The following is a 23486-nucleotide window of genomic DNA, read 5'->3' on the forward strand; positions in this document are numbered from 1 at the left end:
CGCCCGCGTCCGGCGCGCCCTGCTCGACGATCCCGAACTCACCGCCGACCTGGCCCGGTTGCTGCCCCCGGCGGCCGTCTGGACACCGGCGCCGGTGCTGGTGACATAGGGCACGACGCGGTAGTCGGCGCGCAGTTCCTCGTGGGTGAGCCGCACGACCGTGTAACCGCGCTGCGAGTTGTGCCACTTCAGGTGCGGGTTGACCCCGGCGGCCATCCAGTCGTAGCCCTTGTCGTCCATCGCCGCGCCGTCGCCGCCCGAGCTGATCGAGGTGCCCGCGAACTCGGTGGCGACCACCGGGGAGGACTCGTCGGCGAAGTCCAGCTTGAGGTCCGCGACGACGCTGCGGTGGATGTCGCCGGTCAGCACGACGGGGTTGTTGGCGCCGCTCTCGTACAGGCCCGTCAGGAGGCGGTCGCGGGCGGCGGTGTAGCCGTCCCACATGTCCAGCCCGGAGAGGACGACATCGGGGTCGGGGTCCTGGTCGACCTGGGCGATGAGGGTCTGGTTGGCCAGCACGTTCCAGCTCGCGTCCGTGGCCGCGGCGCCGTCGAGGAGCCAGCGCTCCTGGGTGTCGCCGAGGATCGTGCGCGAGGGGTCGGAGCGCTCGGCGTCGCAGCCGGACTCGGTGCCGCCGCCGCACGCCTGGTCGTCGCGGTACATGCGGGTGTCCAGCACGTGCAGCTCCATCAGCCGGCCGAAGCGCAGCCGCCGGTACATGGCGACCTCGGCGCCCTCCGGCTTCTGCGGCAGGCGCAGCGGCAGGTGCTCGTAGTACGCCTGGAACGCGGCGGCCTTGCGGGCCCGGAACTCGTCCACGTCGCTGTCGGGGAAGCCGTCGCTGTCGAGCTGCGCGATGTCCCCGGCCCAGTTGTTCTCCACCTCGTGGTCGTCCCAGGTCAGCACCCAGGGGAACGCCAGGTGGGCGGCCTGGAGGTCGGTGTCCATACGGGTGAGGGCGTGCCGGTTGCGGTACTCGGACAGCGTGTACGTCTCGCGCTGGAACGAGGCGTCCAGGCTGATGCCCCGGACGCCGCCGGTCGGCCCGACGCCGTACTCGTAGAGGTAGTCCCCGAGGTGGACCACGAAGTCGAGGTCCTCGGCGGCCATGTGCCGGTACGCCGTGTAGAAGCCCTCGTACCAGCACTGGCAGGACGCGAAGGCGAACGACAGCCCGGCCGCCGCGTCGGCCTCCTGCGGGTCGGGCGCGGTCCTGGTCCGGCCGACCGGGCTGATGTCGCTGCCCGCGCGGAAGCGGTAGAAGTAGTCGTGGCGCGGCTCCAGCCCGCTCACCTCGACGTGGACGGAGTGCGCCAGCTCCGGGACGGCGGAGGTCTCGCCGCGCTGGACGACGTCGGAGAACGCCTCGTCGCGGGCGATCTCCCACTCGACGGTGACCGATTGCTGCGGCATGCCGCCCAGCCCGTCGACGGCGAGCGGGTCGGGCGCCAGGCGCGTCCACAGCACGACCCCGTCGGGCAGCGGGTCGCCCGAGGCGACGCCCAGGCTGAACGGGTCGGCGGCGAACCGGGGGGCCGCCCAGGCGGTACCGGAGCTGAATCCGGCGGCGTAGAGACCGAGTGTCGCCGCCCCGGCGCCGGCGGTGCTGAGAAGTCGGCGTCTGGTGAGATCCATCGAAGAACCTGCCCGTCTGTGCGCGTGATCACGGAGAGCTGACGGGCCGCCACAATGGCCGCCTATCGGACGATAATGGTGGAGGCTCGCCTACCATCACACGGACGGGGGAGCGCCACCGGCGCGTACCGGCGGCGCTCCGACAGGGGTCCGGGTCGCGCTCAGGCGGGCTGCGCGCCGGGCCGGTCCCGTTCCACGACGAAGCGGCCCGCCGTCTCGACGGGCGCGCCGGGCGTGGTGACGTAGGGCACGACGCGGTAGTCGGCGCGCAGGTCGTCGGCGGTCAGCCGCAGGACCGTGTAACCGCGCTGCGCGTTGTGCCACTTCAGGTGCGGGTTGACCCCGGGGGCCAGCCAGTCGCGGCCCACCTTGTCCATCGCCGCGCCGTCACGGCCGGAGCTGATCGAGGTGCCGGCGAACTCGGTGGCGACCACCGGCGAGGACGCGTCGGCGAAGTCCAGCTTGAGGTCCGCGACCACGCTGCGGTGGATGTCGCCGGTCACCACGACCGGGTTGGCGGCGCCGCGCTCGTGCAGGCCCGTCAGGAGGCGGTCGCGGGCGGCGGTGTAGCCGTCCCACATGTCCAGCCCGGAGGAGACCACGGCCGGGTCCGCGTTCTGGTCGACCTGGGCGACCAGGGTCTGGTTGGCCAGCACGTTCCACGTCGCGCCGGAGCGGGCCGCGCCGTCGAGCAGCCACCGCTCCTGCTCCGCGCCCAGCATGGTGCGGGCGGGGTCGGAGCGCTCGGTGTCGCAGCCCGGCTTGGTGCCGTCGCCGCAGACCTGGTCGTCGCGGTACGAGCGGGTGTCGAGCACGTGCAGGTCGAGGGTCCGCCCGAAGCCCAGCCGCCGGTACATGCGGACGTCCGAGCCGTCGGGCTTCTGCGGCAGGCGCAGCGGCAGGTGCTCGTAGTACGCCTGGAACGCGGCGGCCTTGCGGGCCCGGAAGGCGGTCGCGTCGCCGTCGGGGAAGCCGTCGCTGTCGAGCTGCGCGATGTCCCCGGCCCAGTTGTTCTCGACCTCGTGGTCGTCCCAGGTCAGCACCCAGGGGAACGCCAGGTGGGCGGCCTGGAGATCGGTGTCCATACGGGTCAGGGCATGCCGGTTGCGGTACTCGGACAGCGTGTACGTCTCGCGCTGGAACGAGGCGTCCAGGCTCATCCCGCGCACCCCGGCGGTGGCGCCGACGCCGTACTCGTACAGGTAGTCCCCGAGGTGGACCACGAAGTCGAGGTCCTCGGCGGCCATGTGCCGGTACGCCGTGTAGAAGCCCTCGTACCAGCACTGGCAGGACGCGAAGGCGAACGCGAGGTCCGTCCTGGTACGCGCGTGCGGGGCGGTGCGGGTGCGGCCGGCCGGGCTGAGGACGCCCCCGGCGCGGAAGCGGTAGAAGTAGTCGCGGCCGGGCTCCAGGCCCGTCACCTCGACGTGGACGGAGTGGGCGAGTTCGGGCACGGCGTACGCGGTGCCCTGGCGGACGACGCGCTGGAAGCGCTCGTCGTGGGCGATCTGCCACTGGACGGTGACCCGCCGCCCGGGCATGCCGCCGCGCCCGTCCAGCGCGAGCGGGTCGGGCGCCAGGCGCGTCCACAGGACGACGCCGTCGGGGTGGGGGTCGCCGGAGGCGACGCCGAGGCGGAAGGGGTCGTCCGGGAAACGGGGGTCGGCCCAGGCGGTCCCGGAAGTGAGCCCGGCGGCGTGCAGCCCGAGCGCCGCGGCTCCGGCGCCCGTGCCGCCGAGGAGACGGCGTCTGGTGAGATCCATCGGTGTACCTGCCCGTCGTGTGCTGGTGGTACGTGACGGGCTGACACGATCGCGGGCGGCGGTGACGCCGGAGTGGAGCGCCGCCTGCCGCGCCCCCACGTTTCGGGGAACAGCGGCGCGGCGCCCCGGGACTTACGAACCGCCGCCGTCGATGTTCTCCAGATAGGCGTCGTCCGCCTTCCGCCCGGCCGCGGCGCCGCGCGGGACCAGGGCCTCCAGCCGCGCGAACACCTCGTCGTCCAGGGCGAGGCCGGCCGCCGCCGCGTTGGCGCGGGCGTTGGCGGCGCGGCGGGTGCCCGGGATCGGGACGGTGCCGCGGCGCAGCAGCCAGGCCAGCGCGAGCTGGGCCGTGGTGACGCCGGACGCCGCGGCGAGCGTGGCCAGGGCGTCGACCAGGGACACGTTGCGGTCGAGATTCCCCTCCTGGAAGCGGGGGTTGCCGCGCCGCCAGTCGCGGGGGCCGAGGTCGCCCGCGCCGCGGACCGTGCCGCCGAGCAGGCCCCGGCCGAGCGGGCTGTAGGCGACGAACGCGGTGCCCGTCGCGCGGCAGGCCGGCAGCACGTCGTCCTCGGGGTCGCGGCTGAAGAGCGAGTACTCGGACTGGACGGCCGCCACCGGATGCACGGCCCGCGCCCGCCGCAGCGTGGCCGCGGACACCTCCGACAGCCCGATGTGCCCGACCTTGCCCGCCGCGACCAGCTCCGCGAGCGCGCCGACCGTGTCCTCGACCGGCGTGGCCGGGTCGAGCCGGTGCAGGTAGTACACGTCGACGCGGTCGGTGCCCAGCCGGGCCAGGCTGGCGTCGAGCGCGCGGCGCGCGTACTCCGGCCGCCCGAGGCCGGGGACCAGCCGGCCGTCCGGCCCCGCGTTCCCGCCGAACTTGGTGGCCAGCACGATCTCCTCGCGCCGCCGGCCCAGCACCCGGCCGATCAGCCGCTCGCTGTGGCCGTCACCGTAGATGTCGGCCGTGTCGATCAGGGTCACACCGGCGTCCACCGCGGCGAGCAGCGCGGTCTCCGCCTCCTTCTCCGTCACCTCGTCGTAGAGTCCCGGCGCCAGCGTCATGGCGCCGAAGCCGAGCACCGACACCGTCGGGCCGTCCTGTCCCAGAGTGCGATACCGCACGCCGCCTCACGCCTCCCCCGTCCCCGAGGGCACCCCCTCGGTGCCCACGGCCCGTCCGCACGGGCCGCGCCGTGTCAGGCGGGGTCTCCTTCCGTCGCGACGTCCGGTCGCGGCGGGAGCACGCGCCCCACGGCTCCCGCATTCAAACACGCCTCAGTGCTGCGACAGCAGGTGCTCCCGCATGCGGGTCAGGATCCGGCTCAGCAGCCGGGAGACGTGCATCTGGGAAATGCCCAGCTCCGCCGCGATCTGGGCCTGGGTCAGCTCCTCGCCGAACCGCATCCGCAGGATCCGCCGGTCGCGTTCGCCGAGCTTGCGCAGGAACGGCTTCAGGGACTGCAGGTTCTCGATCTTCTCCAGGTCCGCGTCCACGCTGCCCAGCCGCTCGGCCCACGGCCGGGCCGTCTCCGAGGAGCCGCCGCTCTCGTCGCCGCCGGGCGCGTCGAGGGAGCTGGCGGTGTAGCCGTTGCAGGCCATCTGCGCCTCGACGACTTCCTCCTGGGTCAGGTCGAGGATGTCGGCCAGCTCCTTGGTGGTGGGCAGCCGGCCGAGGCGGCTGGACAGTTCGTCGGTGGCCTTGGCCATGTCGACGCGCAACTCCTGGAGGCGCCGCGGCACGTGCACGGCCCAGCTCGTGTCCCGGAAGAACCGCTTGATCTCGCCGCTGATGTAGGGCACGGCGAAGCTGGTGAACTCGACCTCGCGGGACAGGTCGAACCGGTCGATCGCCTTGATCAGGCCGATCGTGCCCACCTGGAGGATGTCCTCCATCTGCTCGGCGCGGTTCCGGAAGCGGCTCGCGACGAAGTTGACCAGGGACAGGTTGATCTCGATCAGTGTGTTCCGGGCGTACTGGTATTCGCGCGTGCCCTCCTCCAGGACGGACAGGCGGCTCAGGAACAGCTTGGTCAGCTCCCTGGCGTCCCTGGGCGCGATCTTTCCGGCGTCCGGGACGTGGGGCAGGGGCACCTCGGTGGTGCTCCGGTTACCGGGCTTGGCCGAGACCGTCACGGTCGTGCTGTTCACGGGCCCTCTCCCTCCACTCTGCTGCTGTCTGCGCTAGACCGGCTTCTGCCCTGTGATCCGGAATGCATGCTACGAATTTCGCGGATGTCCTGCGGAGAGGGTGGTCATCCCGCGTTCCCGCAGTTGTTGCAGCTCCAGTCACCCCGTGGCCCCTGGATGACCGGAGCCCCGCATCTCGTGCAGTTCATAGGCTCTTTCTCCTTACGCAGGCGTTCCCCGTCGGGGGTACTCTCACGCTCGTATGACCCGGTGCCCCCCGCCCAAACGGAGCCCGAACGGAGGCGGTGACGGCGGTGCACCCCTGGATACGGGGGAGCTGAAAGGGAATCGAGGGGGTATGACATGGTGGGCGGGAGGTGATCGGCCGGATGAACGGAGCGCTCGTGATCGTTCCGCTGACCGACCGCGTCGGTGCCCGGGCGGCGGGCGAGATCGGCCTGCTCGCGCGGGCGGAGTGGCGGGACACGCTGCGGCACCTGACCGGTCAGGGTGACGACGTCTACCTGGAGCTGTCCGCGGTCACGTTCACCGATGTGACCGCGGCCTCCGAGCTGGCCGCCGCCGCGCGGCGGCTCGGCACCGGGCGGCGTATCGTCGTCGACCGGCCGCCGTCCTCGCTGCGGCGGGCGCTGGGGATCTTCTGGCCCGACCTGACGGCGATCGAGGTGAGGGGGTGATGACCATGCCGGCCGACGCCGAGCCGTTCGTGCACCCGGCGCTGTTCTACCGCGATCAGCGCGACTACCTGGCGGGCACGGTCCCCTTCGTCCTGGAGGGCCTGGCCGCGGACGAGCCCGTGGCCGTCGCCGTCCCGGGGGAGAACCTGTCGCTGCTCCGCGCCGAGCTGGGCGACGACGCCCGCCGCGTCCGGCTGCTGGACATGACCGAGGCCGGGCGGAACCCGGGCCGGATCATCCCGCGCGTGCTGCGCGCCTTCGCCGACGCGCACCCCGGCGAGCGGCGGGTGCGGATCATCGGGGAGCCGATCTGGGCGGGCCGTTCCGGGACGGAGTACCCGGCCTGCGCCCAGCACGAGGCGCTGATCAACCACGCGTTCACCGGCCGGACCGTCACCGTGCTCTGCCCGTACGACGTGGTCCGGCTCGACCCGCGGGTCGTCGCGGACGCCCGCGCCACGCACCCCGTCGTCATCGAGGACGGCGTCGGCGGCACCAGCGACGCCTACGCGCCGGACCGGATCGTCGCCCTCTACAACGAGCCGCTGACGGCCCCGGAGCGGGCCGCCGTGTTCTCCTTCGACGCCGAAGGGCTGCCCGACGCGCGGCACTTCGCGACCGGGCTGGCCGCCGGGCACGGACTGGCCGGGGAGCGGCTGGAGGATCTGGCCCTGGCCGTGGCCGAGCTGACGACCAACAGCGTGGTGCACGGCGGCGGCACGGGCACGCTGCGGATCTGGGCCGAGGGGCGCCAGGTGGTGTGCGAGGTCAGCGACCGGGGCGAGATCAAGGACCCGCTGGCCGGGCGCCGGCCGCCCGCCCCGGAGCAGATCGGCGGCCGGGGCCTGCTGCTGGTGCACTGCGTGGCCGACCTGACCCGCGTCCACACCGGCCCCGACGGCACCACCGTCCGCTTCTACCTCGGCGGCTGATCCGCGGTCCCGGCCGCCGGGATCGCCGCGTGGCGCCGGGCCAGCTGCCGGTAGTGGTCGGCGTTGAGCCGGATCAGCGCGGTCTCCTCCTCGCTCAGCTCCCGGCGGACCTTGCCCGGCACCCCGGCCACCAGCGAGCCGGGCGGGACCCGGGTGCCCTCCAGCACCACGGCGCCGGCGGCGATGAGCGAACCGCGGCCGATGTGGGCGCCGTTGAGGATCACGGCGCCCATGCCGACGAGCACGTCGTCCTCGACCGCGCAGCCGTGGACGACCGCCCGGTGACCGATGGAGACGCCCGCGCCGACGATCGCGGGGTATCCCGGGTCGGCGTGGAGGACGCAGCCGTCCTGGACGTTGCTGCCGGCACCGATCTCGATGTGCTCGGCGTCGGCGCGCACCACCGCGCCGTACCACAGGGAGGCGTCCGGGCCGAGGCGCACGGCGCCGATCGCGGTCGCGGTGGGCGCCACCCAGGCGCCGGGGGCCAGCTCCGGCCGGTGGCCGTCGAACGGGATGAGGGTCGTCGTCACAGGGGTGACAGTACGGCGGCGCTGCCCGCGGGACCGCGCCGGGTGGGCATGCGGCGGAACGCGGCGAGGCGCCACCGCACGGTGCGTGCGGTGGCGCCTCGCGGGTGCCGTGGCCCCGGCCGGGACCCGGCCGGTGCGTCAGAGGGCGCTGCCGGCCTGCCAGTCGGCCCAGCTCATGTTCCAGCCGTTGAGCCCGTTGTCCGGCTGGATCTCGCGGTCCGGGGAGTTCTCCACGATGATCACGTCGCCGATCAGCGACTCCTCGAAGAACCACGCGCCGTCCTGCCCGGGGTCGTCCGCGCCCTGGGCGTCGGCGAGGCCGATGCATCCGTGGCTGGTGTTGCTGCTGCCGAAGACGCTGCGCGGCGCCCAGTAGTTGCCGTGGACGAACGTGCCGGAGGTGGACAGCCGCATGGCGTGCGGCACGTCCGGGATGTCGTACTCGCCCTCGCCGTCGTCGTCCGTGAAGCCGACGGTGGCGCCGTTCATCCGGGTCTCCTCCAGCTTCTCGGAGATGACCATCATCCCGTTGTAGGTCGGGGTCTCCTCGCTGCCCGCCGAGACCGGGATGGTGCGGATCGTCTCGCCGTCGCGGACGACCTCCATCTGCTTGGTCTCCACGTCGACCGTGCTGATCTGGCTGCGGCCGATGTCGAAGCTGAACGTGCGGTCCTGCACGCCGGTGACGCCGGGCGCGCCCTCGATGCCGTCGAAGTTCAGCTCGACGGTGACCTCGGAGTTGGCCTCCCAGAAGTCCTCGGGCCGGAAGTCCAGGCGCGTGTCGCTGAACCAGTGCCCCACGACCTCCTGGCCGCTGGTCGAGTTGATCTCGACCGCCGCCTCGACCTCGGCCCGGTTGGTGATCGGCTTGTCGAAGTTGAGGGAGACCGGCATGCCGACGCCGACGGTCACGCCCTCCTCGGGCGTGAAGTAGCCGATGAAGCTGTTCTCCGGCGACACCGTCGTGAACGTGGCGCTCTCGTGCGCCTCCCGGCCCTCGCTGTCGCTGGCCTGGACCGTCAGCTCGTACTGGGTGGCCCGTTCGAGCTGGACGTCGGGGCGCCAGCTCGTGGCGTCCTCGGACATCGTGCCCGTGATCTCGGTGCCGCTCTCGACGGCCGTCATGACGACCTCGTCGAGCGTGCCGTCCTCGACGGTGACCTCGACGTCGTCGTTTATGCCGACGTTGTCCGCGGCGTCCTCCGGGGTGATGGATATCACCGCCGTCGACGTGTTCGCGTCCTCCGCGGCGCGGTCGGCGTCCGTCTGCTCGTTGCCGTCACCACCGCCGTTCCCGGAAGAGTCGTCCCCGCCGCCACCGCTGCAGGCCGACAGTGTCAGCACTCCGCAGAGCAGCGCCGCCGCCGCACTCAGGCCCTTGCGCCGCATCCCGTCCCTCATCAGATAGAAAACTCCGTCCCCGCTGCCGCATCCCCCCGCGGACACAAGGAGGAGAACGCGAATCGGCGGCAGCCGGTTCCACTGTAGGATAGTCCGTGCAATAGCTCACACGTTCGATATCGTGGGTCAGTCGTCCTCGTCGTCACCGTCCCACCTGTCCTCCGGATCGTAGTCGGCCAGCTCGCTGCTCCACGACGCCTGCGCGAGAACGACTCCGGGCACCTCGCTGACCAGGTCGATCGGGTCGATGAGATACGCCACGGCCTCCGCCTCGTCCCGCGAGACGGCCTGCGCGGCCTGGTCGCGCTCCTCGGGCGGCATCAGCTCGTCGCCCTCGATGCGGGCCCAGGCCGCCCGGATCAGCTCGTCGGGCTCCGCCACTTCGAGCACCATCTCGACGCGGACCCGGACGTGCCGCACCTCGTCGCTCAGTTCATCAGTCATGACCGGGAGAGTAAGGCGCCCGGGGTCCGCCCCTTCCCCGCGACCCGCACCCGCCCGTAACATCGCACTCCACGCCGCCGATACGCAGCACACCCGGAGCGCTCAGTGGACCGTCACCCCCGCACGGCCAACCGCCGCACGCTGATCAGCCTGCTGGTGGCGACCGGCGCGCTCTGCGCCGTCTGGCTGATGCCGTCCGCCTACGGCGACGCCGACCACGGCACGGGCACCGGGGGCGTCATCCCCGTCGAGCAGTCCGGGTCCGGGGCCGACCAGCAGCGGGACCAGTAGCGGCCGGTCACTCCCCGGGGGACCTGCCCCGGAAGCGGCGGCGCTCGGCGCCCTGCCGCGCGGGGGGCGCGTCCGCGAGCGCGACCACCGCGTCGTGCCGCCCGGCGACCACCGGCACCGGGGAGCGCGCGGCCTTCGCCCGGTACTGGGCGGCGTCGGCCAGCCGGAACAGGCGGCGCGCCGACCGCAGCGGACCGATGTCCTCCCCCGTCGAGGCCACCCCGCACGCCACCCCCTCGCCCAGGTCCAGCTCCCTGGCGCGGCGGCAGACCTCCCCGGCGGCCCGCTCCACCTCCGCCGCCCCGGCGCCCACGGCGACCAGGCAGAACTCGTCGCCCCCCAGCCGCGCCGCCAGCGCCCCCGGCACGGCGGCCCCGCACAGCGACAGCACGGTGCCGAACCGCTCCAGCAGCCGGTCCCCGGTGGCGTGGCCGTAGGTGTCGTTGACCTTCTTCAGGCCGTTGAGGTCGCAGACCACCAGGCTGACCACGGTCCCGGTGGCCCGGTGCTCGGCCAGCGCCTCCTCCAGCCGCGCGTCCACCGCGCGCCGGTTGGCCAGCCCGGTCAGGGGGTCGGTGAACGCCAGCCGCCTGGCCTCCGCCAGCCGCTCCTGCTGCACGACGCCCGCCGCGACCACGGCGGCCAGGGCCGCGGCGACGTCCCGCTCCCCCGGGCCGAAGCCACCGGCGCCCGGGGCGCGGACCACGGACAGCGCGCCCCAGACCCGGCCCTCCACCAGCACGGGCGCGACCAGCCGCCGGCCGCCGGAGGGCCCGGCGCTCTCCACCGGCTCTGGCCGGGCGCCGGATATGCCCTCGCGCGGCCGGCGCCCGGGCCCGAAGGCGACGGGCTCCGCCGGGGGCCCCGGCGCCCGCTCCCCGGCCTCGGCCAGCACCCGCGGGCGGCCGTGCTCCGGCTCCCACACGGCCAGGGCGGCGGACGAGCCGCCCAGCGCGGCCAGGGCCCCGTCGGCGGCGGCCCGCGCGAGCTCGGCCGGGCCGGGCGCGGCGGCGATCGCCCGCGCCAGCTCGGCCACGGCCCGCAGCCGGATCTCGTCACCCATACGCCCAGGCTAGGAGCGTTCCGCCCGCCGTGGGTCGTTCGACTACTCCCGGCACGGCCGGCACGGCTCGACGCGCCGCCGCCTACGATGAGCCATGGCCCAAGACCAGGACGGACCCCCCGCGGGCGGGAACGAGGCGGAGGCGCGGCGGCGCGCCGCGGCCCGGCGCGACCTGTGGGCCGCCGTCGCGACCGTCCTGGCGATCACCCTCCCGGCGGCGCTGCTGCTGTCGGCCGTGCTGCTCGTGCTGTGGTGGGCGCTCTGATCCCCCCGCGCCGGACCCGACGGGACCGGCTCAGCCCCGCCGCGTCAGCAGCCAGGGCTCGATGATGCCGAGGCCCCGGACCGGGCGCTGGTACAGCGGCTGGAGCGCGAAGCGGTAGGCCGCGGCGCGGGCGCCGCTCGTGTCGGCCGCCTTCTCGGACTGCGGGGCCAGCCCCGCGGACGTCAGCTCGTCCCGCATGGCGCCGTCCACCAGCACCATGTCCTTCGGCGCTATCGAGGTGAGCCGGCTGGCCAGGTTGACCGTGTTGCCGAAGACGTCGCCCATCCGCGTCGTCACCGTGCCGAACGCGATCCCCACCCGCAGCTCCGGCATCATCGGGTCGTCGCCCAGCGTCTCGACCAGCCGCAGCCCGATGTCGGCGGCCGTCCCGGCGTCGTCCGCCGCGAACAGCACCTCGTCGCCCAGCGTCTTGATCAGCCGCCCGCCCTGCGCGGCGACCAGGTCGGCGGCGGTCGTCTCGAACGCCTCCACCAGCTCGCCGAGCTGCTCCTCCTCCAGACGCCTGGTCAGCCGCGTGAACCCGACGAGATCCGCGAAGCCGACGGCCAGCCGCCGGTCCACCATCTCGTCGTCGTCCTGCGCCTGCACCACCCGCCCGGTGGCCGCCGCCAACTGCCGCCGCCACACGTAGATGAGGAACTCCTCCAGCTCCGGCAGCAGCAGCTCGACCAGCGGGTAGGCGACCTCGGTCCGCGTCATGCCCGGCTCGGGCGGCTCGGTCAGGCCCTCCAGGAACGAGTCGATCTGCCAGTCCGCCAGCCGCGCCGTCGTCTGCCCGGTCGAGCGCGCCACCTGGATCGCCATCGACTCGCTCAGCAGCCCGGCCTCCACCAGGCCCGCCAGCCGCCGCAGCGCCAGCACGTCCGCCTCGGTCAGCACCCGCGCCTGGCCGATGTCGGGAAAGCCCATCGCCCGCCAGAAGCGGGAGGCCAGCTCCATCGGGACCCCGGCGGCCCGCGCCGCCTGGAACGGGGTGTACTGCCGGTCGGCGCCCAGGATCAGGCGCTCCATGCGCAGTGCGATGTTCTCCGCGTCGTCCTCGGGGTCGGGGGCGCCCGGGGTGCCCGTCACGTCCTCCGGCTCCGGCGCGCCCGGCTCAGCCCCGGCCACGGTCATCGCCCGCCTTCAGGGGAGGATTCCCTTCGCTGCGCACTGCCCTACCGTTTCCGCTCCGCCGCGCCCTCCGCGCGCTTCCAACGCCCCACCCTACGGCAGTGTGCCGTGTGTCACGCCGCCCGGAGGTGGATGATGTCAGCCGCTGCCATCGGCTGCCGCGTGCCGTCGTCCGCCGCGATGACCAGCCGGCCCTCGCCGTCCACGGCCACCGCCTCGCCCCTGACCTCTCCCCCGCCGGGCAGCTCGGCACGCACCCGGCGGCCCAGCGTGGCCGAAGACCCGGCGTAGGCCGCGTGCAGACCGGCCATCTCCGCGTCGCCGCCCGCGCCCATCCAGCGCGTGTACCACTCGGCCAGCGAGCGCAGCACCGCCCGCAGCAGCGGGTCCCGGTCGGTGGAGACGGCGTCCGCCAGCAGCAGCGAACCGGCCTGCGGCACGGGCAGCTCGTCGGCGCGCAGCGAGACGTTGAGGCCGATGCCGAGCACCACCGCGCCGCCCTCCGCGCCCTCGACGCGCTCGGCCAGGATGCCGCCGAACTTCCGCTCCTGGCCGTCCACCGGCACCAGCAGGTCGTTGGGCCACTTCAGCGTCGCGTCCACCCCGGCCGCGCGGGACAGGGCCGTGGCGGCGGCGACGCCGGCCAGCAGCGGCAGCCAGGTCAGCCGCGCCGCGGGCACCCGCTCCTCGGGACGCAGCAGCACGGAGAAGAACAGCCCGGACCGGGCCGGCGCGCTCCAGGTCCTGCCCAGCCGGCCCCGCCCGCTGGTCTGCTCCTCGGCGATCAGCACCGCGCCCGGCTCGGCCCGCCCGGCGCGCGCCGCCTCGGCGAGGTCCTCGTTGGTCGACCCGGTGACGTCCACGACGTCGAGCGAGGTCCACAGGCCGTCCGGCCACAGCAGGGCGGCCCGCAGCGCCCGCGCGTCCAGCGGGGGGCGGTCGAGGTCGGACCAGCGGCTGCGCGAAGTGCTCATGGGCGTCAGCCTACGGGTGTGGCCAACGCCGCACCCCCGTTGACGTCGAACGCCGTTAACCTACGGATCGGTAGCCACCCGAGGATGAGTAGGAGCCGCAGACGTGGCCGAAGATATCCACACCACCGCGGGCAAAATCGCCGATCTCAGGCGCCGGATGGAGGAGGCCACACACGCGGGCTCGGCCAGGGCCGTCGAGAAGCAGCACGCGAAGGGCAAGCTGACGGCCCGGGAGCGGATCGACCTGCTGCTCGACGAGGGCTCGTTCACCGAGCTGGACGAGTTCGCCCGGCACCGCGCGACCGCCTTCGGCATCGACAAGAACCGGCCCTACGGCGACGGCGTCGTCACCGGCTACGGCACGGTGGACGGCCGCCCGGTCGCGGTGTACTCGCAGGACTTCACCGTCTTCGGCGGCTCGCTGGGCGAGGTCTACGGCGAGAAGATCGTCAAGGTGATGGACTTCGCGCTGAAGACCGGCTGTCCGGTCATCGGCATCAACGACGGCGGCGGCGCGCGGATCCAGGAGGGCGTCGCGGCGCTCGGCCTCTTCGCGGAGATCTTCCGGCGGAACGTGCACGCCTCCGGCGTGGTCCCGCAGATCTCGGTCATCGTCGGCCCCTGCGCGGGCGGCGCGGTCTACTCGCCGGCCATCACCGACTTCACCGTGATGGTCGACCAGACCTCGCACATGTTCATCACCGGCCCGGACGTCATCAAGACGGTCACCGGCGAGGACGTCGGATTCGAGGAGCTGGGCGGCGCGCGCACCCACAACACCCTCTCCGGCGTGGCGCACCACATGGCCGGTGACGAGAAGGACGCCTTCGAGTACGTGAAGGCGCTGCTGTCCTACCTGCCCTCCAACAACCTCTCCGAGCCGCCGGCCTTCCCGCAGGAGTCGGACCTGGAGATCTCGCCGGAGGACGAGGAGCTGGACACCCTCGTCCCGGACTCGGCGAACCAGCCGTACGACATGCACGAGGCCATCGAACACGTCCTGGACGACCGGGAGTTCCTGGAGACCCAGGCGCTGTTCGCGCCGAACATCATCACCGGCTTCGGGCGCGTCGAGGGCTACCCGGTGGGCGTGGTGGCCAACCAGCCGATGCAGTTCGCCGGCTGCCTGGACATCAACGCCTCGGAGAAGGCGGCGCGCTTCGTGCGGACCTGCGACGCGTTCAACATCCCGGTGCTGACGTTCGTGGACGTCCCGGGCTTCCTCCCGGGCACCGACCAGGAGTACAACGGCATCATCCGGCGCGGGGCCAAGCTCATCTACGCGTACGCGGAGGCGACGGTGCCGTTGATCACGGTGATCACCAGGAAGGCGTTCGGCGGCGCCTACGACGTGATGGGGTCCAAGCACCTCGGCGCCGACCTCAACTTCGCCTGGCCGACGGCCCAGATCGCGGTCATGGGCGCGCAGGGCGCGGTGAACATCCTGCACCGGCGCACCCTGGCCGCGCTGGAGTCCGACGAGGAGCGCGAGGCGGAGCGGGCGCGCCTGACGCAGGAGTACGAGGACACGCTGCTCAACCCGTACACCGCGGCCGACCGCGGCTACGTGGACGCGGTCATCACGCCCGCGCAGACCCGCCGCTTCGTGGTGCGCGGGCTGCGCGCGCTGCGGGCCAAGCGGGAGCAGCTCCCGCCGAAGAAGCACGGCAACATCCCGCTGTAGCCCGCCGGAGCCGAAGCCGAAGCCGAAGGAGGTCTTCCGTGATTTTCAAGGTCGTCCGGGGCAACCCCACCCCCGAGGAGCTGGCCGCCGCGATCGCGGTCATGCAGGCCCGGGCCGCCGCCGCGTCGGCGGGCCCGACGCCCGGCACCGGCCCCGCCTCCCAGTGGTCCGACCCGGTGCGGACCGTGCCGCGCGCCGTCCCGGCCCCCGGGCCGCGCTCGTGGGCCACCAGCTACTGGCCGAGCTGACCCCCCGCACACCGCGCGGCCACCGGGCCCGGCCGGACCCCACGGTCCGGCCGGGCCCGCCCCGTCCCCGCGGGCACCGGTGACGCACCGCGGCCCGGCCGTCCGCCGGAGGCGATTCTCATGCGGCTCTCATCGACTCCTCACCGGACCCTCACCGCCCGTCCTTAGCGTCCGCCGCATGATTTTCACCTATCTGCGACGGGAGCTGCGCCGCCGCCGCAAGGCACAGTTCGTGATCGCCGCCGGTCTCGCGCTCGGCATCGCGCTCGTCGTCGTCGTGAACGCGGTCTCCTCCGGCATGCAGCGCGCCCAGGACGACGTCCTGGAGTCGCTCTACGGCCTGGGCACGGACATGACCGTCAGCAAGGCGGTGCCCTCCCCGGAGGAGATACAAGGCGGCGAGGCGGGCGAGGCGCCCCAGTCCCCGCGGTTCCGGTTCGACGCGGCGGAAGGTGAGGAACAGGGCGGTGACGCGCTCGTCCTCGACGGGTTCCAGACCCTGGACGAGTCCGCGGTCGCGGACATCGCCGGCCTCGACGGCGTGGCCGGCGCCGCCGGCGGGCTGAAGCTGCGCGACCTGACCGTCTCCGGCTCGTTCGAGCCCGGCGAGGCCCGCGAGACGGCGCCCGGCGAGGCCCCCGGCGGCGGGACCGGCCGCATGGAGGTCGGGGGCGGCGGCGCCGACTTCGGCGTCGACCAGTTCGCCGTCTTCGGCGCCGACGTCACCACCGCCGGCATCGGGCCGCTCGGCGCCACCGAGGTCACCGACGGGCGCGCCCTCGCGGCGGACGACGCGGACGCCGCCGTGGCCGTCCTGGACGCCGGCTACGCGGCGAGCGAGGACCTGGCCGTGGGCGACACCGTCACCCTCAGGGAGCGCGACTTCGAGGTCGTCGGCCTGGCCGCCGCCACCTCCGGCGACGCCGCCGCCGACGTCTACATCCCGCTCGCCCAGGCCCAGGAACTGTCCGGCAACGAGGACAAGCTCACCGAGATCTACGTGCGGGCCACCGACAGCCAGCGGCTGGACGCGGTCGAGGCCGCCATCACGGATACGGTGGCCGGCGCCGACGTCACCACCGCCGACGACCTGGCCGACCAGGTGTCCGGCTCCCTGTCGACCGCCGCCGACCTCGCGAACGGCGTCGGCAGGTGGCTGTCGTACCTCGTCCTGGCCGTCTCGTTCGTCGTGGCCGGTCTGATGGCCTCCTCCGCCGTCAGCCGCCGCGTCAAGGAGTTCGGCACCCTGAAGGCCCTCGGCTGGACCCGGGGCCGGATCACCGGGCAGGTGATGGGCGAGTCCCTCGCCACCGGCCTCCTCGGCGGCGCGCTCGGCCTCGGCCTCGGACTGCTGGCCGCCTGGACCATCACCGCCGTCCGCCCCGATCTCACCGCCGAGCTGGGCGGCGCGACGGCCACCGCGGAGGCGCCCGGCGGGGGCCGCGGCGGGGGCGGGTTCGTCCGCGACATGGGCGAGGCCGCCGCCGACAGCCTGGACGTCGGCCTCACCGCCCCGGTCAGCGTGAGCGTGCTCCTCCTCGCCGTCGTCCTGGCCGTCACCGGCGGCCTCGTCGCCGGGGCGTTCGCCGCCTGGCGCGCCGCCCGCCTCCGCCCCGCCGACGCGCTGCGCCGCGTCGCCTGACCCCACCACCGGAGATCCCGATGTACGAACTCACCGGCGTCACCAAGCGGTACCAGCGCGGCAAGGCCACCATCGCCGCCCTGGACGACGTCTCGCTGACCGTGCCCACCGGCTCCCGGCTGGTCATCCAGGGCCCCACGGGCGGCGGCAAGTCCACGCTGCTGCAACTCCTCGGCGGGCTGGACCGGGCCACGGCGGGCAGCGTCCTGCTCGACGGCACCGACCTCTCCCGCCTCTCCGAGGCGCGGCTGACCAAGCTGCGCGCCGAGCGGATCGGCTTCGTCTTCCAGGGCTTCCACCTGATCCCCACGCTCACCGCCCAGGAGAACGTGGAGACGGCCCTCGTCCCGCTCCGCCTCAAAGCCGCCGCGCGCCGCGAGCGGGCCGCCGCGGCGCTCGACTCGGTGGGGCTGGCGGAACGCGCCGGCCATCTGCCGAGCGAGCTGTCCGGCGGCCAGCAGCAGCGTGTGGCGATCGCCCGCGCGCTGGCCAAGCGGCCCCAGGTGCTGCTCGCCGACGAACCCACGGGCAATCTCGACGAGTCCACCCGCGACGAGGTGATCGAGGTGCTGGAGAAGCAGTGGAAGGAGCTGGGGCTGACGTTCATCATGGTCACCCACGACAGCGCGGTGGCCCGCCGGGCCGACCGGCTGGCCCGCATCGCCCGCGGCAGGATCACGGTCACCGACCGCGCGGCGGCGGACGACTGACCGGCCCCCGCCACGCCGGTCTCCGGCCCCGGTCCGGCCCTTCCCCCCTGCCGGACCGGCGGCGGGGGGTCGTTACCCTGGCGCGCATGAACGCCGCGCCGTCCTCCTCCGCTCCCGTTCCCGCGCCCGTGCCCGGCCCGGTCCGGCGGCTCGTCCTGGCCTCCCAGTCCCCCGCCCGGCTCGGGCTGTTGCGGCAGGCCGGGCTCGCGCCGGAGGTCATCGTCAGCGGCGTGGACGAGGAGGCGCTGAGCGCGGACACCCCGGCCGAGCTGGCGCGGGTGCTGGCCGAGGCCAAGGCGGCGACCGTCGCGGCGCGGCCGGAGGCGGCCGGGGCGCTGGTGGTCGGCTGCGACTCGGTGCTGGAGCTGGACGGGCACGCCCACGGCAAGCCCGCCGACGCCGAGGAGGCCGTCGCCCGCTGGAAGGCCATGCGCGGCCGGTCCGGCGTCCTCCACACCGGTCACTGCGTCATCGACACGGCGGCGGCGCCGGGCTCCCCGGCGCGCGCCTCGGCCACCGCGTCAACGACGGTCAGGTTCGGCCGGCCCACCGACGAGGAGATCGCCGCGTACGTGGCGTCCGGCGAACCCCTGCGCGTCGCGGGGGCGTTCACCCTCGACGGCCGCTCGGCCCCGTTCGTCGAAGGGATCGACGGGAACGCGGGCAACGTCATCGGGCTGTCCCTGCCGCTCCTGCGCGACCTGCTCGCCCGGGTCGGGGTGGCCATCACCGACCTGTGGGTCTGACGCGGGCGCCGCGCCGTCGGCCGGCGGGTACAGGCTCAGCGCCAGCATCACCAGGACGAACACCGCCATCAGCCCGGCGAACGCCGGCCAGCCCACCAGCCCCACCGCGAGGGCGCCCAGCACCGCGTGCAGGACCGCCGCCGAGACGAGCGCCACCCGCGCCGCCGGGCGCGGCGCGCGGTCCCGCACCGCCATCCGCACCAGGAGCACACCGCACACCAGCAAAAAGGCGGACTGCAGTCCGCCCACCACCCACGAGGACACGCTGATCGCCGTCGCCGAGACCCCGCCGACGGACATGTCCTGCCGGTCCGCCGCGATTCCGAGGATCCAGTTCAGCAGTCCGAGGACCACTGCCGTTCCCCACACCAGCACTGCCGCCACCGCGGCCACACTTCGTCTGCCCCGGTTCACACGGCGCACGCTACTGCCGAGTAAGCCTCCTCACAACCCCCACAGCGGGTGGGCTTCGCGACCCAGGTGAACACTGGGCCATTGTGCCTTTCCTACAAGGTCCGTTGGGCCACCCTGTGCCAGGCCGCCGCAGACCCGGACCCGGCCCGGCTGCCTAAAGTAAACGGCAACGGGGCGCGTACCTTGGGACAGCAAGGCAAGTCAGCCGACCGAGGCGGTACCCCTCACAGTCCGTGTGGGCAAGGTCACCCCTGTGGGCGACTCGTTGCGAGGTGTCGCCAGTACCTAAACTCGCCTTGTTCCAAGGAAGGAGTCATCGTGCGCAAGGTGCTCATCGCCAACCGCGGCGAAATCGCCGTAAGGGTCGCAAGGGCTTGCCGGGACGCCGGCATCCCCAGCGTGGCCGTCTACGCCGAGCCGGACCGGGACGCGGTGCACGTCCGGGCGACGGACGAGGCGTTCGCGCTGGGCGGTGACACCCCCGCCGCGAGCTATCTGGACATCGAGAAGGTCCTGAAGGCCGCCGCCGACGCGGGGGCCGACGCCGTTCACCCCGGCTATGGATTCCTCTCCGAGAACGCGGAGTTCGCGCAGGCCGTCATCGACGCGGGCCTGACCTGGATCGGCCCGCCGCCGGACGCGATCCGCGCACTGGGCGACAAGGTCGCCGCGCGGCACATCGCGCAGCGCGCCGGCGCGCCGCTGGTCGCCGGCACCCCGGACCCGGTGTCCGGCGCCGACGAGGTGGTCGCGTTCGCGGAGCAGCACGGGCTGCCCATCGCCATCAAGGCCGCGTTCGGCGGCGGCGGGCGCGGCCTGAAGGTCGCGCGCACCCTCGAAGAGGTCCCCGAGCTCTACGATTCGGCCGTCCGGGAGGCCGTCGCCGCCTTCGGCCGCGGCGAGTGCTTCGTCGAGCGGTATCTCGACCGGCCGCGGCACGTGGAGACCCAGTGCCTGGCCGACCAGCACGGCAACGTGGTGGTGGTCTCCACCCGCGACTGTTCGCTGCAGCGCCGCCACCAGAAGCTCGTCGAGGAGGCCCCCGCGCCCTACCTCACCCCCGAGCAGAACAAGCAGCTCTACACCGCCTCCAAGGCCATCCTGAAGGAAGCCGGCTATGTCGGCGCCGGCACCTGTGAGTTCCTCGTCGGGCAGGACGGCACGATCTCCTTCCTGGAGGTCAACACCCGCCTCCAGGTCGAACACCCGGTCACCGAGGAGATCTCGGGCATCGACCTGGTGCGCGAGCAGCTCCGCATCGCCCAGGGCGAGGAGCTGGGGTACGACGACCCGCCGCTGCGCGGCCACTCCTTCGAGTTCCGGATCAACGGCGAGGACGCCGGGCGGAACTTCCTGCCCGCGCCCGGCACCGTGACCACCTTCGCGCCGCCCAGCGGCCCCGGCGTCCGGGTGGACGCGGGCGTGGAGTCGGGCTCGGTCATCGGCCCGGCGTGGGACTCGCTGCTCGCCAAGCTGATCGTCACCGGCGCCACGCGCAAGCAGGCGCTGGAGCGGGCGGCCCGGGCGCTGGCCGAGTTCCGCGTGGAGGGCATGGCGACGGTGGTGCCGTTCCACCGCGTGGTCATCAAGGACCCGGCGTTCGCGCCCGAGGTCAACGGCCGCGAGGGGGAGCCGTTCTCCGTCCACACCCGGTGGATCGAGACCGAGTTCAAGAACGAGATCCCGGCGTTCGACCCCAGCGGCGGCTCCGACGGCGACGAGGGCGACGTCCGCGAGACGGTCGTGGTCGAGGTCGGCGGCAAGCGCCTGGAGGTCTCGCTGCCCGCGACGCTGGCCATGCCGCTGGCGCGGGCTGCCGTCGCGGGCGGGGCGCGTCCCGCCCGCCGCAAGCCCGCCAAGCGGGCGGGCGCGGCGGCCACCGGCGACTCGCTGGCCTCCCCGATGCAGGGCACCATCGTCAAGGTGGCCGTGGAGGAGGGCCAGCAGGTCGAGGAGGGCGACCTGGTCATCGTCCTGGAGGCGATGAAGATGGAGCAGCCGATCAACGCGCACCGCTCCGGCACCGTGTCCGCCCTCAAGGCGGAGGTCGGCGCCTCGGTCTCCTCCGGCGCGGTCATCTGCGAGATCAAGGACTGACCCGGCGCCCGCCGCGCCGTCCGCCGCGCGGACGTCCGCGACAGGCCCGGCCCGGCCGCCGCCTTCCCCCCGGGAAGCGGCGGCCGTGGCATCGCGCCGCCGCTACCGGCGGCGCGAGGGGGCCAGGTCCGACATGCGCTGGCCGAGCGCCGGCGGCGCTCCGAGCCCCGGGTGCCCGCCGCCGCGCGGCGGCGGCACCGGGGTCTCCCCGCGCCGCGACGGCTCACCGGCGCGCTCGGCACCCGGCTTGCCGCCACCCGTGGCACACGGGCCGACCACCGAGATGCGCACGCCCTGGTTGGCCAGCGCCTCCAGCTCCATGCCCGCGCGCTCGCACTCGGGCGGCGGCTGGTCGGTGACCAACTGCGTGATCGAGTCCGTGGGCACGGTCTGGAAGGCCGTCTCGGCACCGAGCTTGGTGTGGTCGGCCAGCACCACCACGTCGCTGGCCGCCCGCACCAGCGCCCGGTCCACGCTGGCGGCCAGCATGTTGGACGTGGACAGGCCGCGGTCGGCGGTCAGCCCGGAGCCGGAGAGGAAGGCCCGGCTGACGCGCAGCCCGAGCAGCGACTGCTCCGCGCCGCTGCCCACCAGCGCGTAGTTGGAGCCGCGCAGGGTGCCGCCGGTCATCACCACCTCCACGCGGTTGGCGTGCGCGAGCGCCTGGGCGACCAGCAGGGAGTTGGTGACCACCGTGAGCCCCGGCACCCGGGCCAGCCGGCGGGCCAGCTCCTGGGTCGTGGTGCCGGCGCCGACCACGATGGCCTCGCCCTCCCGGACCAGGCCGGCCGCGAACTCCGCGATGGCGGTCTTCTCCGCCGTCGCGGCCAGAGCGCGCTGGGGGAACCCCGACTCGCGGGTGAAGCCACCCGGGAGGACCGCACCACCGTGTCTGCGGTCCAGCAGTCCTTCTGCCTCCAGGGCGCGGACATCGCGCCGCACGGTCACTTCTGAGGTCTGGACGACGCGGGCGAGCTCACGGAGCGACACGGCTCCGTTGGCACGCACCATTTCGAGAATCATCTGGCGACGTTCTGCAGCGAACACGGAACCGACAGTAACCCCAACGACCATCTGCTTTCAGCCGGTTGCGCAGAATTACCGAAGTTGTCTGTGCGTACGCCCCCGGCGTGCTATATGCCGAGGGCGCTTGCCGATGATTCCCGCGCTGACCAGTGCCTACTGGTCTCAGGCGAGTTTCCGTGTATGGAGCTGACGGGCCGCCTCGGCGATCGAGCCGGACAGAGACGGGTACACGGTGAACGCTTTTGCGATCTGTTCCACCGTCAGACTGTTGTCGACCGCGATCGATATCGGATGGATCAGCTCACTCGCCCGGGGGGCGACGACCACGCCCCCGACCACGATCCCGGTCCCCGGGCGTGCGAACAGCTTGACGAAGCCGTCCCGCACGCCCTGCATCTTCGCCCGCGGGTTCCGCAGCAGCGGGAGCTTCACCACCCGGGCGTCGATCCGGCCCTCGTCCACGTCCGCCTGGGTGTAACCCACGGTGGCGATCTCGGGGTCGGTGAAGATGTTCCCCGACACGGTGTTGAGGTCGAGCGGGGCCACCGCGTCGCCCAGGAAGTGGTACATCGCGATCCGGCCCTGCATGGCGGCGACGGAGGCCAGCGCCAGCACGCCCGTGCAGTCCCCGGCCGCGTACACGCCCGGGGCGGTGGTGCGGGAGACCTTGTCGGTCCAGATGTGCCCGGAGTCCTTGAGCTTGACGCCCGCCTCCTCCAGGCCCATGTCCGCCGTGTTGGGCACCGCGCCGACCGCCATCAGGCAGTGCGTGCCGGAGATGACCCGGCCGTCCGCCAGCGTGATCTCCACGCGGTTCCCCACGCGCTTGGCCGCCGCGGCCCGCGAGCGGGCCATCACGTTCATCCCGCGGCGGCGGAAGACGTCCTCCAGCACGGCCGCCGCGTCCGGGTCCTCGCCGGGCAGCACGCGGTCGCGCGAGGAGACCAGCGTGACCCGGGAGCCCAGCGCCTGGTACGCCCCGGCGAACTCGGCGCCGGTCACGCCGGAGCCGACCACGATCAGCTCCTCGGGCAACTCCTTCAGGTCGTAGACCTGGGTCCAGGTGAGGATCCGCTCGCCGTCCGGCTTGGCGTCCGGGATCTCCCTCGGGTGCCCGCCGGTGGCGACCAGCACGCAGTCCGCGACCAGGCTCCGCTGCTCGCCGTCGGGGTCGGTGACGGTGACCCGGCGGGAGCCGTCCGGGGCCTGGGTGGCCTCCAGCCGGCCGTGCCCGCGCAGCACCCGCACCCCGGCGCGCGTGACGGAGGCGGTGATGTCGTGCGACTGGGCGAGGGCCAGGCGCTTGACCCGGCGGTTGACCTTGCCGAGGTCGACGCCGATGCCCCGCACCTCGTCGCCGATGCCGTCGCCGTCGTGGTCGATCTCTATGCCGAGCTCCTCGTGCGAGGAGTCGAAGCCCGTCATGACCTCGGCGGTCGCGATGAGCGTCTTGGACGGCACGCAGTCGGTGAGCACCGAGGCGCCGCCCAGCCCGTCCCGGTCGACGACGGTCACCTCCGCACCGAGCTGCGCCGCCACCAGCGCCGCCTCGTACCCGCCAGGTCCACCACCGATGATCACGATCCGAGTCACCCCTACAGTGTCTCGCACGACGGGGCCGATCTCGCCCCGGGGCCAGTGGTGCCGGACCGGCCG

General features: G+C 73.6%; 22 protein-coding genes. 10 read left to right on the forward strand and 12 right to left on the reverse strand.

Annotated elements, in window-relative coordinates; genetic code table 11:
- The 4 genes from ACSNOC_RS16295 to ACSNOC_RS16310 form a co-directional block, all read right to left on the reverse strand.
- A partial coding sequence (locus tag ACSNOC_RS16295; protein ID WP_436748167.1) for an alkaline phosphatase D family protein occupies positions 1-1635 on the reverse strand: 1635 nt, incomplete at its 3' end.
- A 161-nt stretch (positions 1636-1796) separates the two neighbouring features.
- Entirely contained in the window at positions 1797-3398 is a 1602-nt protein-coding gene (locus ACSNOC_RS16300) for an alkaline phosphatase D family protein (protein ID WP_436748168.1), read from the reverse strand.
- A 132-nt stretch (positions 3399-3530) separates the two neighbouring features.
- Positions 3531-4523 (reverse strand): aldo/keto reductase, encoded by a 993-nt coding sequence (locus ACSNOC_RS16305; RefSeq protein WP_436748169.1) that lies wholly within the window; start codon positions 4521-4523, stop codon positions 3531-3533.
- A gap of 153 nt (positions 4524-4676) precedes the next feature.
- The gene (locus ACSNOC_RS16310) at positions 4677-5549 is read right to left on the reverse strand and encodes an RNA polymerase sigma factor SigF (protein WP_436748170.1); all 873 of its coding nucleotides are present in this window, start codon (positions 5547-5549) and stop codon (positions 4677-4679) included.
- A gap of 368 nt (positions 5550-5917) precedes the next feature.
- Between ACSNOC_RS16310 and ACSNOC_RS16315 the strand changes: the two genes are divergently transcribed.
- Both ACSNOC_RS16315 and ACSNOC_RS16320 read left to right on the forward strand, forming a co-directional pair.
- Positions 5918-6226 (forward strand): STAS domain-containing protein, encoded by a 309-nt coding sequence (locus ACSNOC_RS16315; protein WP_436748171.1) that lies wholly within the window; start codon positions 5918-5920, stop codon positions 6224-6226.
- Complete coding sequence (locus ACSNOC_RS16320) at positions 6226-7158, forward strand: anti-sigma factor RsbA family regulatory protein (protein ID WP_436748172.1); 933 nt, start codon at positions 6226-6228, stop codon at positions 7156-7158. Before ACSNOC_RS16315 ends, ACSNOC_RS16320 begins: the two co-directional genes overlap by 1 nt.
- Here the strand turns inward: ACSNOC_RS16320 and ACSNOC_RS16325 are convergent.
- The 3 genes from ACSNOC_RS16325 to ACSNOC_RS16335 all read right to left on the reverse strand — a co-directional run bounded on the left by ACSNOC_RS16325 (position 7143) and on the right by ACSNOC_RS16335 (position 9536).
- Positions 7143-7691, reverse strand: a complete 549-nt coding sequence (locus ACSNOC_RS16325; RefSeq protein WP_436748173.1) for a gamma carbonic anhydrase family protein — start codon at positions 7689-7691, stop codon at positions 7143-7145. The genes ACSNOC_RS16320 and ACSNOC_RS16325 overlap by 16 nt on opposite strands.
- Positions 7692-7829: 138 nt before the next feature.
- A complete protein-coding gene (locus ACSNOC_RS16330; RefSeq protein ID WP_436748174.1) occupies positions 7830-9092 on the reverse strand; it encodes a L,D-transpeptidase in 1263 nt (420 codons plus the stop codon).
- Between the two features lie 126 nt (positions 9093-9218).
- Positions 9219-9536 carry a hypothetical protein gene (locus ACSNOC_RS16335; RefSeq protein ID WP_436748175.1) on the reverse strand — a complete coding sequence of 106 codons (318 nt, stop codon included), beginning with the start codon at positions 9534-9536 and terminating at the stop codon, positions 9219-9221.
- 105 nt (positions 9537-9641) lie between these two features.
- Here ACSNOC_RS16335 and ACSNOC_RS16340 point away from each other — a divergent pair, with 105 nt between their 5' ends.
- Positions 9642-9827, forward strand: coding sequence for a hypothetical protein (locus ACSNOC_RS16340; RefSeq protein WP_436748176.1), 186 nt, complete (start codon positions 9642-9644; stop codon positions 9825-9827).
- A 7-nt stretch (positions 9828-9834) separates the two neighbouring features.
- Here the strand turns inward: ACSNOC_RS16340 and ACSNOC_RS16345 are convergent, their stop codons facing one another.
- Positions 9835-10890: a diguanylate cyclase domain-containing protein gene (locus ACSNOC_RS16345; RefSeq protein ID WP_436748177.1), complete on the reverse strand. Its 1056-nt coding sequence runs from the start codon at positions 10888-10890 to the stop codon at positions 9835-9837.
- 94 nt (positions 10891-10984) lie between these two features.
- On the opposite strand from ACSNOC_RS16345, the gene ACSNOC_RS16350 reads away from it, so the two are divergent.
- Positions 10985-11155 (forward strand): hypothetical protein, encoded by a 171-nt coding sequence (locus tag ACSNOC_RS16350; RefSeq protein ID WP_436748178.1) that lies wholly within the window; start codon positions 10985-10987, stop codon positions 11153-11155.
- Positions 11156-11185: 30 nt separating this feature from the next.
- Here ACSNOC_RS16350 and ACSNOC_RS16355 read toward each other — a convergent pair whose 3' ends face one another.
- Entirely contained in the window at positions 11186-12292 is a 1107-nt protein-coding gene (locus ACSNOC_RS16355; RefSeq protein ID WP_436748179.1) for an adenylate/guanylate cyclase domain-containing protein, read from the reverse strand.
- Positions 12293-12402: 110 nt separating this feature from the next.
- Positions 12403-13263 (reverse strand): biotin--[acetyl-CoA-carboxylase] ligase, encoded by an 861-nt coding sequence (locus ACSNOC_RS16360; RefSeq protein ID WP_436748180.1) that lies wholly within the window; start codon positions 13261-13263, stop codon positions 12403-12405.
- 157 nt (positions 13264-13420) lie between these two features.
- On the opposite strand from ACSNOC_RS16360, the gene ACSNOC_RS16365 reads away from it, so the two are divergent.
- The 6 genes from ACSNOC_RS16365 (at position 13421) to ACSNOC_RS16390 (ending at position 20804) form a co-directional block, all read left to right on the forward strand.
- Positions 13421-14947, forward strand: coding sequence for an acyl-CoA carboxylase subunit beta (locus tag ACSNOC_RS16365; protein ID WP_436748192.1), 1527 nt, complete (start codon positions 13421-13423; stop codon positions 14945-14947).
- Positions 14948-14988: 41 nt separating this feature from the next.
- Positions 14989-15195, forward strand: a complete 207-nt coding sequence (locus ACSNOC_RS16370) for an acyl-CoA carboxylase subunit epsilon (protein ID WP_436748193.1) — start codon at positions 14989-14991, stop codon at positions 15193-15195.
- A gap of 178 nt (positions 15196-15373) precedes the next feature.
- Positions 15374-16837, forward strand: coding sequence for an ABC transporter permease (locus tag ACSNOC_RS16375; RefSeq protein WP_436748181.1), 1464 nt, complete (start codon positions 15374-15376; stop codon positions 16835-16837).
- Between the two features lie 20 nt (positions 16838-16857).
- On the forward strand, positions 16858-17547 hold the full coding sequence (locus ACSNOC_RS16380) for an ABC transporter ATP-binding protein (RefSeq protein ID WP_436748182.1): 690 nt from the start codon (positions 16858-16860) through the stop codon (positions 17545-17547).
- Between the two features lie 86 nt (positions 17548-17633).
- Entirely contained in the window at positions 17634-18293 is a 660-nt protein-coding gene (locus ACSNOC_RS16385; protein WP_436748183.1) for a Maf family protein, read from the forward strand.
- A 732-nt stretch (positions 18294-19025) separates the two neighbouring features.
- Positions 19026-20804: an acetyl/propionyl/methylcrotonyl-CoA carboxylase subunit alpha gene (locus ACSNOC_RS16390; RefSeq protein ID WP_436748184.1), complete on the forward strand. Its 1779-nt coding sequence runs from the start codon at positions 19026-19028 to the stop codon at positions 20802-20804.
- A 102-nt stretch (positions 20805-20906) separates the two neighbouring features.
- On the opposite strand, the gene ACSNOC_RS16395 is transcribed toward ACSNOC_RS16390, so the two are convergent.
- Positions 20907-21878, reverse strand: coding sequence for a DeoR/GlpR family DNA-binding transcription regulator (locus ACSNOC_RS16395; RefSeq protein ID WP_436748185.1), 972 nt, complete (start codon positions 21876-21878; stop codon positions 20907-20909).
- 114 nt (positions 21879-21992) lie between these two features.
- On the reverse strand, positions 21993-23423 hold the full coding sequence (locus ACSNOC_RS16400; protein WP_436748186.1) for an NAD(P)H-quinone dehydrogenase: 1431 nt from the start codon (positions 23421-23423) through the stop codon (positions 21993-21995).
- Positions 23424-23486: the final 63 nt, after the last annotated feature.

Source organism: Streptomyces sp. URMC 129, assembly GCF_051386415.1.
Taxonomy (GTDB): Bacteria; Actinomycetota; Actinomycetes; order Streptomycetales; family Streptomycetaceae; genus Streptomyces.